The 13,006-nt window shown below is 67.4% G+C and carries 8 protein-coding genes; 4 read left to right on the top strand and 4 right to left on the bottom strand.

What is annotated here, in order from left to right:
- The first annotated feature begins 33 nt into the window (after nt 1-33).
- From KUW00_RS12380 to KUW00_RS12365, 4 genes are all read left to right on the top strand, one after another.
- Nucleotides 34-1,770, top strand: coding sequence for a DEAD/DEAH box helicase (locus tag KUW00_RS12380; protein WP_045991899.1), 1,737 nt, complete (start codon nt 34-36; stop codon nt 1,768-1,770).
- Between the two features lie 402 nt (nt 1,771-2,172).
- Nucleotides 2,173-2,670 carry a fimbrial protein gene (locus KUW00_RS12375; RefSeq protein ID WP_045991962.1) on the top strand — a complete coding sequence of 166 codons (498 nt, stop codon included), beginning with the start codon at nt 2,173-2,175 and terminating at the stop codon, nt 2,668-2,670.
- Between the two features lie 88 nt (nt 2,671-2,758).
- Nucleotides 2,759-3,484 carry a molecular chaperone gene (locus KUW00_RS12370; protein ID WP_124802492.1) on the top strand — a complete coding sequence of 242 codons (726 nt, stop codon included), beginning with the start codon at nt 2,759-2,761 and terminating at the stop codon, nt 3,482-3,484.
- 62 nt (nt 3,485-3,546) lie between these two features.
- Complete coding sequence (locus KUW00_RS12365; RefSeq protein ID WP_124802490.1) at nt 3,547-6,045, top strand: fimbria/pilus outer membrane usher protein; 2,499 nt, start codon at nt 3,547-3,549, stop codon at nt 6,043-6,045.
- Here the strand turns inward: KUW00_RS12365 and KUW00_RS12360 are convergent.
- The 4 genes from KUW00_RS12360 to KUW00_RS12345 form a co-directional block, all read right to left on the bottom strand.
- Nucleotides 6,042-6,809: a glutamine amidotransferase gene (locus tag KUW00_RS12360; RefSeq protein ID WP_124802488.1), complete on the bottom strand. Its 768-nt coding sequence runs from the start codon at nt 6,807-6,809 to the stop codon at nt 6,042-6,044. The genes KUW00_RS12365 and KUW00_RS12360 overlap by 4 nt on opposite strands.
- 47 nt (nt 6,810-6,856) lie before the next feature.
- Complete coding sequence (gene argE / locus KUW00_RS12355) at nt 6,857-8,023, bottom strand: acetylornithine deacetylase (protein ID WP_124802486.1); 1,167 nt, start codon at nt 8,021-8,023, stop codon at nt 6,857-6,859.
- A gap of 155 nt (nt 8,024-8,178) precedes the next feature.
- Complete coding sequence (locus KUW00_RS12350) at nt 8,179-11,625, bottom strand: AAA family ATPase (protein ID WP_222569202.1); 3,447 nt, start codon at nt 11,623-11,625, stop codon at nt 8,179-8,181.
- On the bottom strand, nt 11,622-12,947 hold the full coding sequence (locus KUW00_RS12345; protein ID WP_124802482.1) for an exonuclease SbcCD subunit D C-terminal domain-containing protein: 1,326 nt from the start codon (nt 12,945-12,947) through the stop codon (nt 11,622-11,624). The genes KUW00_RS12350 and KUW00_RS12345 overlap by 4 nt, the downstream gene beginning before the upstream one ends.
- Between the last annotated feature and the right edge of the window lie 59 nt (nt 12,948-13,006).

Raw genomic sequence — 13,006 nt, 5'->3', positions numbered from 1 at the left:
TGCCGGTAACCCCGGCCTACCAAGGTGTGATTCATGACCTCGACGACTGTCGCTTCACCGTCTTTTGGTGATCTGGCCCTGCTGCCTGCCGTTCTCTCCGCCATCGAGACCCTGGGCTACGAGACTCCCTCGCCCATTCAGGCGCAGACCATTCCAGCCCTGCTGGAAGGCCGCGACATGCTGGGCCAGGCCCAGACCGGCACCGGCAAGACCGCTGCCTTCGCGCTCCCCATCTTGTCTCGTATTGAACTCGATCGGCGTGAGCCCCAGGTGCTGGTGCTGGCGCCGACCCGCGAGCTGGCTCAGCAGGTAGCCGTCTCCTTCAGCAAGTACGGCCAGAACCTCAAGGGTCTGGAAGTCGCCACCCTGTGCGGCGGCCAGGAATACCGTGAGCAGCTCAGCGCGCTGCGTCGTGGCGCCCAGGTAGTGGTCGGTACCCCCGGCCGCGTCATCGATCACCTGGATCGTGGCAGCCTCAAGCTTTCCGGCCTCAACGCTCTGGTGCTGGACGAAGCCGACGAGATGCTGCGCATGGGCTTCATCGACGACGTCAAGCGTGTTGTCGCCGATACCCCCGAGAACGCCCAGCGTGTGTTCTTCTCGGCGACCCTGCCCACCGAGATCGAGCGCATCGTCAATCGCTACCTGGTGGATCCGGTCAAGGTCGCCATCGAGGCGCGTACCACCACCGCCGAGAGCATCGAACAGCGCCTGGTGCGCGTCGATGGTGGCGCCAAGCTGGAAGCGCTGTCGCGCATCCTTGAAGTCGAGCCGGTGGACGCCGCCATCGTGTTCGTGCGCACCCGTGCCGCCTGTACCACTCTGATGGAGCAGCTGTCTGCGCGTGGCGTCAATGTCGCCAGCCTGTCCGGTGATCTGGACCAGAGCCTGCGCGAGCGCACCATCACTCGCCTCAAGCGCGCCAAGGTCGATGTGCTGATCGCCACCGACGTGGCCGCTCGTGGTCTCGACGTGCCGCGCATCACCCACGTCATCAACTATGATCTGCCCCAGGATGCCGAGGCTTACACCCACCGCATCGGCCGTACCGGCCGTGCCGGCCGCAACGGTGTGGCGATCACCTTCGCCGGCTTCCGTGAAGGCCGCAAGGTAGGTTGGCTCGAGCAGGCCACCGGCCAGAAGATGGCGGTCATGGAGCTGCCCGACGAGGCCGCCATTCGTGCCCACCGCGACAACGTCTTCCATCAGCGCGTGATCGCCTCCGTCACCAAGGGTGCCGAAGAGCAGCGTGCTCTGGTCGAGCGTCTGGTCGAGGAAGGCTACGATCCCATCGAGCTGGCCTGTGCCTTCTCCGCCATGGCGCGCGCCGACGAGGCACCCATCGGTCGCCTGCAGGCGCCGCGCAAGGAGCGCAATGACCGCGCCCCGCGTGACGGCAAGCCGCAGCGTCGCCGCGAGAGCCGTGGACCCAGCGAAGGCATGACCCGCTACCGCGTCTCCGTCGGCCACAAGGATGGCGTCAAGCCTGGCCAACTGGTCGGAGCCCTGGCCAACGAAGGTGGTATCGAAGGCGCCCGTATCGGCCGCATCGACATCCGTAACGGCTTCTCCACCGTGGAGCTGCCCAATGGTCTGCCGGCCAGCATCCTGGCCAAGATGGCACGTGCCCGTGTGGCCGGTCGTCCGCTGGAAATCAGCGAAGACCGTGGCGGTGATCGCGCTGAGCGTGGTGGCGAGCGCAGCGGCGAGCGTGCTCCCCGTCGTCGTCGCGATGACGAGGCGCCTGTGCGTCGCCAGTCGCGCGCCTGATCGAGGTGCCAGGGGCCTGAGCCGACAGCTTGTACAAGGCCCCTGTTGATCCGATGACGCATCGGATCACGACAAGGCAAGTTTCGTGAACGGGCCGGTGGATATCCACCGGCCCGTTTGCGTGTGCATGTTTCGCTGGCTTCCTGGGCGTTGGCTCCCGGGGATCGGGCCCGATGTTCATCCCATTCCCTTGCATGTCGACTTTCTCCCCGCCTGACCTACGTCAACCTCTGACCCGATGCTGCCGCTCCTGATGGTCGAAGCACGACATAATGTTGCAAAGTGTAACATCCAGGTGCGGTGACAGGGTCTCTCTTGTCCCGGCCGGGCTGAAGGCATGATTGCAATGGAGAGCGACGGGACATGGAACGGAAAACAGGCAAGGGATAGCTGCTTGGCGTCATGCTTTTTACCCTGGCAGGCAATGGATACGCCGCCACCGGCACCATCACGATATCCGGGAAGGTGCTTGCCACGACCTGTACGGTAAAGGTCAACAATGCGGGAACCGGGGATGGCACTGTGGTGCTTCCCACGGTCAGTGTCAGCGATTTGAAGAGCGGTGAGACGGCGGGTGACACCTCCTTCACCATCGACATGAACTGCTCCGCTGCCGTGGACAATGTGAAGCCGTACTTCGAGCCTACCAATGTCGATGCCGCCACCGGCTATCTGGTGAATACCGCAGGTACCGGCGGCGCCAAGAACGTCGAGATACAACTGCTCGACCATACCAACAAGGTGATCAATCTGATCGCCAATGATGCCACCGCGATGGATCTGGCCGACGACACCACGGCGACTCAACTTCGCTACACCGCGCGCTATTACGCCAGTGGCGCGGACGCCGTCGCGGGGACCGTCAGCACCTCAGCGGTGTATACCCTGAACTACCAATAGATCTCGCAGTCCGCCCGCACTGGCAGAAGTGCGCGGAGGTAGGGCGTCTGGCAAGGCTTCATAAAGGCTACAGAAAGGCATAGGGATCATGCGTGTACGGGAGTCGTGGGGAAGGGGAGTGGCGCTGTTGGCGCTGGTGGCGCTTTGCAGCCTTGTCAGTCGTGTCGATGCCAGTGTGGTGGTTTCGGGCACCCGGGTGATCTACCCCGCCGATGCCAGGAATGTGAGCGTCGCGCTGACCAATGCGGGCGATACGCCCTCGCTGGTGCAGGTGTGGATCGATCGTGGCGACCCGGACTCCACGCCGGAGAGTGTCGAGGTGCCGTTTCTGACGACACCGCCGGTGACACGCATCAATGCCCATGGAGGACAGGCGATTCGGATCGCCTATCTGGGCGAGGTGGCGCCTGTCGATCGCGAGTCTGTCTACTGGTTGAACGTGCTGGAGGTGCCCGCCACCCAGGCGGCGCCGGACCGAAACGTGCTGCAGCTGGCATACCGCACCCGCATCAAGCTGTTCTATCGACCCGTCGGGCTTGCCGCTTCCCCCGAGCAGGCCGCCGAGCAGCTTCACTGGGAGCTTGAGCGGGGGCCAGGCCGCTGGACGCTGGTGGCCCGTAATGAGAGCCCCTACAGTGTGTCGCTTCGTCGGGTCGGGCTAGGCAACGAAGAGCACCAGGTCACGGCTCGTGGCAGCCTGATCCCGGCCCAGAGCTCCCGCCGTTTCGGCATCGAACCGCTGGCAACCTCCCAGGGTTTCTTCGATTGGATCAATGACTACGGGGTGACGCAGCGGCGCCGATTCGAGCTGTGAAACGTCTGTCCGGCACAGCAGCCGGCAAGGTTCGAGGCTTGCGGCGGCACGGAGGCCTGTCTGTGCTCATTGCGCTGGGGCTGTCCCTCGTCACCGACGCCGGTCTGTCCGCCCGGGCCGACGACGGTAGCAGGGTGACCGGCGGTGCGTCCGAGCGCCGGGTCGAGTACGCCTTCAACGCCAAGCTGCTGAAAGGATCACTCCAGGGCATGGACCTGACCCGCTTCGAGCAGGGTATGACGGTCCCCCCTGGTCGCTATGAACTCGACGTTCTGGTCAATGGCCAGGCGTTCGGTCGCGAGACGGTGACGATCGGTGAGGACCCGGAAGGGACGCGTCTGTGTCTGTCGCTTGATGCGATAAAGCGCCTGCCGCTGAAGCCCGCGGCAGGGGGAGGCGACTCAGGCCGCGAGTGCGTCGATCTGGCCGCTCGCTATCCCTACGTCGATAGCTCGACCGACTCGGCGAACATGCGACTTGAACTGAGCGTGCCCCAGGCCTATCTGCGGCATCGCGTCAGGGGAAAGGTGCCGGCCGAGGCGTGGCAGGACGGCATCAATGGCGCCTTTGTTCGCTACAACAGCAATGCCTTCCGTGGCGAGCGCGACGGGCAGGAGTCCCGTGAGGACTATCGACTCGGGATCAACGCCGGGGTGAACCTCGGCGGTTGGCAGCTTCGTCACAATGCCAGTCTCGATGACGCCAGTGGCGAGACCGCCCACTATCATGTCACCAACACCTACCTGCGCCACGACGTGACGCCCTGGCAGGCCGACCTGGTCATCGGCGAGTATCAGACCTCCGGGATGGGATTCGAGTCGATACCCTTCACCGGCGTCCAGCTCGCCAGCGACGATGCCATGCTGCCTCCTTCCCGGCGGGGCTACGCCCCGGTAGTGCGAGGCACCGCTCGCACCAACGCCAGGGTGACGGTCCGTCAGGGGGAGGACGTCATCTACGAGACCAGCGTGACGCCCGGCCCCTTTGCCATCGACGACCTTTACGCCACCAATGTGGCTGACGACCTTGAGGTCACCATTACCGAGGCCGACGGCAGCGAGCGCGCCTTCGTGCTGCCCTATACCTCGGTGGCACAGTTGCTGCGACCCGGCGCCCACCGCTTCCACCTGACCCTGGGGGAGTATCGGGATGACGGCCTCGTCGACCTGCCCCGGTTCGTTCAGGCCGAATACCGACGCGGGGTCAGCAATCGGCTGACGCTATACTCCGGCGCCATCCTGGCCGAGGACTATATGGCGGGGCTTGCCGGTGGCGCCGTGTCGACCCTGTTGGGCGCCTTCGCGCTGGATGCCACCATGACCCGGGCGAATCACCTGGAGGCGCTGAGCGGTGAGCCGGAGAGCCCGCGTGGCGAGAGCTTTCGTGTGAGCTACAACACCCGTTTTGATCCCACCGACACCGAGCTGTCGGTGGTCAACTACCGTTTTTCCAGTCAGCACTATCTGAGCCTTTCGGACGTTGCGCTGCTGCGCGATGACGGCATGACATCCTCACCACGGGACCGCGAGCGCCAACGTCTCGAGGTCAATCTGACCCAGACCCTGGCCGGCGGCACCAGGCTGTTTGCCTCTGGCATCAGCGCCGACTACTGGGATCGCGAGGACGCGACCACCTATCAGGTCGGTGTCAGTCGTGGCTTCTCCTGGGGCACCCTGAGCGCCACCGCAGGCCGTAGCGAGACCGAAGGCGACTACACCAACGAGTTCTACCTCAATCTCAGCGTTCCGCTGGGAGGCCACCTGCAACTGACCTCCAATCTGGCCCATCGGGGCGATCATCGCTCGGGCCAGTTGAACCTCAGCGGCGACAGCGGCGCGCTGAACTATGGTGTCTACGTCAACCACAGCCGTGATGACCGGTCGCACGATTCAAGCTATGGCGGCAACCTGGGGATGGACACCTCCAGGGTACGTCTTGGCCTCAACCTCAGCGCCGGAGATGACTACCGCAGCTACAGCGCCAGCGCCGATGGCACCGCCATTGCCTATGCGGGTGGCCTGGTGCTGACGCGGGATCAAGGCGAGACCATGGCGGTCATCGAGGCGCCGGGCGCCAAGGGCGCGGCGATTTCTCAACATGACCAGGTGTTGCTGGACGGGCGAGGCAAGGGGGCGATCAGCGGACTGACACCTTACCGCTACAACCGGGTGGCGCTGGATCCCTCCGGCATGACCGATGGCGTCGAGCTCAAGGGCAATGCCAGGCGGGTAGCGCCTCGCCGAGGCGCTATCGTCAGGCTGACCTACGACACCCTGGTGGGGGCGCCGACCCTGGTGCGGGTGACCACGCCGGCGCCTTTCGGCGCGCAGTTGATCGACGCCGATGGAGACGTGCTGGCGGTGCTGGGTCAGGGGCGCATGGCAGTGGTCAGGGGAATCGATGCACACCGCGGCTATCAGCTTCGCTGGGGGCCGAGCCCGCGGGAGCGCTGCCGCCTGACACTGGAGCCGCAACGCGAGGCGACGCCGCACCAGGGTGCAGCGCCGCGTATCGCCCAGCGCCAGGCGACCTGCTTGCCTGGAGATATCTCGTCTGGCTAGCTTCGCCGATCGAACAGGGTTAGGGCGAAGGCGTCCAGCAGGCTGCTGGCCTCGGGGGTCTCGACCACAGACCGCTCGAGTGCCTCGACGTCCTCGTCCTGAGCGACAAGAATATCGCGCTGGTGCGCCAGGTAGGCCGCGGTCACCTGGACGGTGAATTCCGGGTGGAACTGCACGCTGTACTGGGCTGGGCCATAGCGCAGGGCCTGGTTGGGGTCATGGTCGTTGGCCGCCAGGACCGTGGCGGTCTCGGGGCGTGACAGGGCGCTCTGGGCGTGGGTCAGCTGGGCGGCGAAAGCATCGGGCAGCGCACCGAACAGCGGGTCCCCGCGACCGGCCTCGGTCAGCGTGAGGGTACGCGTGCCGCATTCCCGCCCCCTGGGGTGGTAGCCGGCGCTGCCGCCGAAGGCTTCGGCCATCAGCTGGTGGCCATAGCACACGCCAAACAGTGGCAGGCCACAGTCGAGCGCCTCCCTCAGCCAGGGTTTGAGCGCTTCGCTCCAGGCTTCCCGGTCGGACACCATGGCGTGGGACCCGGTCACCATCACCCCGTCCTGATCAGAGATTGCCGGCAGCGGTTGGCGGCGAACGTCGATCACCTCGATGACGCCGCCACGACGACGAAAGCCGTCGAGACGTGCGCTGAACAGGTCCTCGAAGTCGCCGTGCTCGGCGACGACATCGGCGAAGCTGTCACCGGTCTTGAAGATGGCAAGGCGAGGCGGCTCAACAGGCCTCGCCGGGCTTGAAGCAGTGTGGGTCACGGTCTTGGCTCGAAAAGGGGAATCCAGGGGCGCTTGCAGGTGTAGATTCAGCCGCGCGTGAGGCGATCACCGAGGGCGACCATGAAGCGGCTGCCGGCGTCGAGCTGTTCGCGCTCGATGTATTCGTCGGGCTGGTGGGCCTGGCTGATGCTGCCGGGGCCGCAGATCACCGTGGGCAGGCCGGCGAGCTGGAACTGACCGGCCTCGGTGGCGTAGGCCACGGCGGCGCCGTCGGGGCTGTCGCCGAGCAGTTCGCGGCACAGGCCCAGCGCCTCGCTGTTGTCACGATCGGCCAGGGCCGGCACGGTGGTGTTGAGCGCCTCTGTGGTGATCGAGGCCTCGGGGGCGCGCTGGCGCATGCGGGCTTCGAGTTCGCGGGCGGTGGCCTCGACCCGGGCCAGCAGCTCCTTGGCGTCATCGGTGGGCAGGTGGCGAATTTCCCATTCGAAGCTGCAGCGCCTGGCCATGATGTTGATGGCCGTGCCGCCCTCGATCTTGCCCACGTGCAGGCTCGAGTGGATCACGCTGAAGGCCTCGTCGACTCGACCCTCTTCCTTGAGCTCCGCCATGACGTCCTCGATGCGGGTGACCAGGCGGGCGGCGACGTGGATCGCCGAGACCCCTTGATACACCTGGCTCGAGTGGGCTTCGCGTCCGATCACCGTGGTACGGAAGTTGCTGGCCCCCTTGTGGGCCACCACCGGCTCCATCAGGGTCGGCTCGCCGACCACCACGGCGGCAGGGCGGGGGTGTTCGGCCATCAGCGTCTCGATCATGCGCGGGGCGCCGACGCAGCCGATTTCCTCGTCGTAGGACAGCGCCAGCCAGATCGGCACCTCAAGCTCCAGTTCGCTCCAGCGCGGTACCTCGGCCAGGGCGCAGGCGATGAAGCCCTTCATGTCACAGGTGCCGCGACCGTACAGGCGCCCGGCATTGTCGCCCTCGCCGGCGGTCAGGGTGAAGGGATCGCTGGTCCATGGCTGTCCCACCACCGGCACCACGTCGGTATGGCCCGAGAGCACCACACCGCCCTTGACCGCCGGGCCGATGCGCGCCAGCAGGTTGGCCCTGGAACCGTCGTCGCTCTCGACCCGCCAGTGATCGACGCCGTAGCGGTCGAGCCACTCTTCGACGAAGGCGATCAATTCCAGGTTGGAATCCCGAGACACGGTGGCAAAGCCCACCAGAGTCTTGAGCAGGTCGTGTGCGGTCATGAAGGCTCCGTCGACTGAGGTCACAAGGAGCGTCAATGTACCATGGCCAGGCGACGCGCCCCAGCGTATCGCCCCGGGTTACCGCCCGAGCACGCTGCTCTCCCGGATCGCCCAAGACTGGTCCGCCCGGCAGCGACGTGCGGGGCGGATGGGACTCAGTCGGACAGCGCGACCCGACTCTCGCCATTGCCGGCGGGGTGCACCTGGATCTGCACCGGAATGCGCTCATGCATCTCCTGGACGTGGGAGATGACCCCGACCCGTCGGCCCTGGGCCTGGAGACCGTCGAGGGCGTCCATCGCCAGCGCCAGCGACTGGGGGTCGAGGCTGCCGAAGCCTTCGTCGATGAACAGCGACTCGATGGCCAGCTCCCCCGAGGCCAGCGAGGCGAGCCCGAGCGCCATGGCCAGTGACACCAGAAAGGTCTCGCCGCCGGATAGCGAGTGCACCGAGCGACGCTCGTCGGCGACGTCCTGATCGATCACCAGGAGCCCCAGCGGGCTGCCCCCTCTCACCAGACGGTAGCGCCGGCTGAGGCCCGCCAGGTGGACATTGGCCTCGTCGATCAGGCGCTCCAGGTTCCAGGCCTGGGCGATGCGCCGAAAGGTCTTGCCGTCGGCGGCGCCGATCAACTCGGCGATGCGGCCCCAGCGATGATGCTCGGCCCTGGCCCTTTCCAGGGCCTCGAGGCCGTCACGTTGGCGCTGCCGGCGTCGATCATCGTCGCGCACGGCGTGCAGAGCGCCATCGCGGCGTTGCTGGGCGGCCTCCAGCCGCGGCCGGTTGGCCTCACGTCTGGCGTCGAGGTCGGCCTGGCGTGCATCCAGCTGGCGTTGGGTGGCCTCGTCGAGCAGTGTCTGCGGGTCCTGCTCCGGCAGATGGCGGGCCCGCCAGGCGCGCCAGCCCTGGCGACGCTCGTCGCGACTAGTACGGGCGGTATGGCAGGCCTCGCGGGCGCTGTCCAGTCGGGCGCGCAGGGCCTTGAGCGCATCATCGGCCTGGTCGAGCAGCCGCTCCAGGTCGCCATCGGTGATGTCCGGGTGCTCGTTGCGCCAGCGTTCCAGCTCGGCGTCCAGGCGGGTCTTTTCGTCCTCCAGCACCGAGAGCGCCTTGCCCTCGTGCTCGATCCGCTGGGTCAGGCTCAGCACCTGACGCTGGGCCTGGTCATGGGTCTGGCGGGCCTGCTCATGGTCCTGACGTGCCTGGCGGACCTGAGCTTCGAGACGCTCGAGCCAGGCATCCGCCGAGCGGTCATCGCCGAGCGCCTCGGCCAGACGTCGTCTGTGCTCGTCGATGCTGCGGGTCAGTTCGGGACGCTGATCGTCGAGTCGCTTGAGTTCCTCGTCGAAGTTGGCAGCGCGCAAGGCAAGCGCCTGACGCTCTCGCTCGTCGTCTTCGATGGCCTCTGCCAGCGGGGCAAGCTGGCGCTCGGCGTCGTCCAGTGCCTGGAGGCGCTCGCGAGCCTGTTGCTGGCGCTGGCGGGCCTTTTCGCTGTGCTCGGTGAGCCAGGCTTGGCGGGCCTCAGCGTCGAGGGCGCGCCACTGCTCGGCGAGCGCCGGGTCGTCGAGCCCGGCCTGGGCTTCTTCGAGACCGGCCTGGGCCTCGTTCCTTCGAGGTTCAAGCGCGAGCAGGCTGGTCTCGGCCTGTTCGACGCTGGCCTTCAGCGCCTGAAAGCGCCCGAACAGGACGTCACGCTGCTCGCGCAGCTCGCCGAGTCGGCTTTCGGACTCGGCAAGCTGATCATCCTCCAGTGCGATCTGGGCGGCGAGCTGGGTGGCCTCCGGGGTGGCGGGGGGCGAGTCTCGCCAGGGGTGCTCGTGACTGCCGCACACCGGACAGGCGGTGTCCGGTTCCAGGGTGGCGCGCATGTCGGCGACGCTGTCGCTTCGGGTGGCGCGGGCGCGCTGGATAAAGCGCGTGAGCTGCTCGTGCTCCGCCGAGGCGTGGTCCAGGCGCGCCCGCGCCTGCTTGCCTTGGTCCAGCAGTTCGTCGCGCTGTGCGCTGTCGCGGCGGCGCTCGGCGTCGAGCCGGCGCTGTTGCTCATCGAGCTGGCGCAGCAGACGCCAGCGCTGCTCCAGTTCGGACAGCGCCAGCAGACGATGGCCGGCGTCCTCGAGGTGCTGCTGGGCCTCGGCCCTGGCCGTTGCGACCTGCTGATGCTGGCCAAGATGGCGTGACAGGGTGCGGGTGGCGGCGTCGCGCTGCTCCAGTTCGGACAGCGCCAGCAGACGATGGCCGGCGTCCTCGAGGTGCTGCTGGGCCTCGGCCCTGGCCGTTGCGACCTGCTGATGCTGGCCAAGATGGCGTGACAGGGTGCGGGTGGCGGCGTCGCGCTGCTCCAGATGGCGGCGATGGCGCTCTGCCAGGGCTCGCTGCTGCCCGTCGAGATCCTCGCGCTGGCGCTTGCGCTTCTGGTGTTCGTCCTCCAGCTGTCGATGCTGTTGCTCGCGGCCCTTGAGTTCGCTGGCAATTTCACGGGCCTGGGCGATGGCGGGCCGGGCCTGCTCGAGCGCCTGCTCGCTGTCCTCCAGGGTCTGGCGGCGACGGCTGGTTTGCTGGTGCTGTTGTTCCAGGGCGGTGCGTGCCTGGGCCAGGGCTGACGTGGCTTGTTCGAGCTGCTGGCGCTGGTCCGGCAACTGTCGAGAAAGGCTACGCTGGCGCAGCAACTGGGGGCGCCAGGGTGCGACGCGCTCGAGCATCTCGCACTCACGGCGCTGCTCGCTCAGTGCCTCCCATCGGGCCTCTGCCTCGACCAGGCTGGCGTCGGCTTGTTCGCAGCGCTGGCGCCACTGGGCGTCCTGGGCGAGCCACTGGGCCTCTTCGTCCAGCGCCTTCATCTGCCGCTGGCAGGTGTCCAGCTCGCCTTCGGCCTCGGCGAGTTCCTGCTCCATGGCCTGGCGTGCGGTGTCGTCGCTGGGCGCGTCCTCGGCGAGCAGCGCCTGCTGGCGGGCCACCGCGTCGCGGGCCTCCTTGGCCCGGGCGTAGCTTTCGACCGAGATGCGCGAGTATTCCTGGGTATTGGTGAGCTTCTCGAGCAGGTCCGAGCGGGCGTTGTCGTCGGCCTTGAGAAAGGCCGCGAACTCGCTCTGGGCCAGCAGCACGGCGCGGGTGAACTGCTCGAACGATAGCCCCAGGCGCTCGGGGATCAGCTCGGCGAATTCGCGCTTCTGGGCGGTCAACAGGCGTTCGTCGTCCAGGTCGGTCAACGATTGCTCCACCGCCTGCAGCTTGCCGTCGGCCTTGTCCCGGGCGCGCCGCACGGCCCATCGCGCGCGGTAACGGCGAGCGTCGCGGCCGATGAAGTCGACCTCGGCGTAGCCGCTGGCGGCGCCGCGCCTCAGCAGGCTGCGGGGGTCGGCGGTGGCGATCCGCGAGCCGTCCAGGTCCTCCAGATGGGAGTCGCGCCCCGGGGCGTGGCGAAGCCTGGGCGTATTGCCGAACAGCGCCAGACACAGGGCGTCGAGCAGGGTGCTCTTGCCGGCGCCGGTGGGGCCGGTGATGGCGAACAGGCCGGCATCGGCCAGTGGCGCCGCGGTAAAGTCCAGCTCGACTGGACCGGGCAGGGAGGCCAGTTGGGACAGGCGCAGGGCGAGAATCTTCATGGCTGCGTGCTCCCTTCGGCGGCGCCCTGGTCTTGTCCATCCGCGCTCTGGTCTTCGGCATCCGCGTCCTGGACGCGCTGGCACAACCAGTCGAAGTCGGCGATCACGCTGTCGTCCGGCGCCTCGCCCCAGCGCTCTTTCCAGGTGCGCGAAAACAGCTCACGGGGTCCGATGTCCTCGAGGCGCTCGCCACGTCCGGGTGCCTGTGACTCAGTGACCGGCAGCTCGCGCTTCAGTCGCAGCAGGCGTACCGCCCGGTCGCCCAGCGCCTGCTCGATGCGCGAGCGCAACTCCGGCATCGGGGCGTCCAGGCGCACGTTGATCTCGAGCCAGTCCCAGCGCTCGACCGGGCCGGCCCCGTCGCGGGCCGGCAGCGCCTCGATCGCGCCCAGGATCTCTTCCAGCGGGGCAGGGCCGAGGCGACGCATGGCCACCGCCCGCGGCACGCTGATGGGCTCGACATGGGCAAGGGCGCCATCGGCGAAGTCCGCCATCAGCACCTGATGGGGGTAGTCGACCTCGCTGAAGTCCAGCGGCAGCGGGCTGCCGCTGTAGCGTATGCGTTCGTCGCCGACCCGCTGGGCGCGGTGCAGGTGCCCCAGGGCGACGTAGTCGATGTCGTCGGGAAACAGCGAGGCCGACAGCGATTCCTCGCCGCCGATGACGATAGGGCGTTCGCTGGCCTCGGAGACGGTGGCGCCACGCAGGTGGGCGTGGCTCATGGCGATCAGCGCCTGGCCAGGCTCGCGCTTTTCCCGGGCCGCCGCGATCAGTTCGCGATGGACCCGCTCGACGCTGGCCACATAGTCGTCGCCGGCGTTCGTCTCTCCTCCTGCTGCGCCCGCCGCTTGTCTGCTCTGCCGGCCACGACCGGTGATCTCCGCTGGACGCAGGAAGGGCAGCGCCAGGCACCAGGCGCGGACCTCACCCTGGGCATCGCTCAAGGGCACCAGCAGGCGATCGCTGTCCAGCGCGCCGTCATCGACGAAGCGCACCCGGCCAAGGGCATGGGTGCGCAGGTGCTGCATCAGCGGGGCGGGCAGCTCGATGCGGCTGCCGCTGTCGTGATTGCCGGCGATCAGCGCAATGGTCAGGTCAGGGCAGCGCTGGTGGACCCTGACGATAAAGTCATAGAGCAGCTCCTGGGCGCGCAGCGACGGATTGACCACATCGAAGACGTCGCCGGCGACCAGCAGCGCGTCCACCTGGCGTTCGGCGAGGATGTCGACCAGCCAGTCGAGGAAGGCGCGATGTTCCTCGTGACGTTCCTGGCCGTGAAAGCTCTGGCCCAGATGCCAGTCTGCGGTGTGGATGATCCTCATCCGTCCTCCCTGATGGAGCGCCAGGCCCTGCGGCCGGCAGCTTGTTGATCCCCGTGACT

This window comes from Halomonas sp. DP5N14-9, assembly GCF_019802175.1.
Classification (GTDB): domain Bacteria; phylum Pseudomonadota; class Gammaproteobacteria; order Pseudomonadales; family Halomonadaceae; genus Halomonas; species Halomonas litopenaei.
This window is presented reverse-complemented; position numbering and strand designations above follow the sequence as displayed.

Coding starts and splice junctions, on each gene's coding strand:
- KUW00_RS12350 (WP_222569202.1), bottom strand. CDS start 11,625: ATGAAGATTCTCGCCCTGCGCCTGTCCCAACTGGCCTCCCTGCCCGGT.
- KUW00_RS12370 (WP_124802492.1), top strand. CDS start 2,759: ATGCGTGTACGGGAGTCGTGGGGAAGGGGAGTGGCGCTGTTGGCGCTG.
- KUW00_RS12380 (WP_045991899.1), top strand. CDS start 34: ATGACCTCGACGACTGTCGCTTCACCGTCTTTTGGTGATCTGGCCCTG.
- KUW00_RS12345 (WP_124802482.1), bottom strand. CDS start 12,947: ATGAGGATCATCCACACCGCAGACTGGCATCTGGGCCAGAGCTTTCAC.
- KUW00_RS12375 (WP_045991962.1), top strand. CDS start 2,173: ATGCTTTTTACCCTGGCAGGCAATGGATACGCCGCCACCGGCACCATC.
- argE (WP_124802486.1), bottom strand. CDS start 8,023: ATGACCGCACACGACCTGCTCAAGACTCTGGTGGGCTTTGCCACCGTG.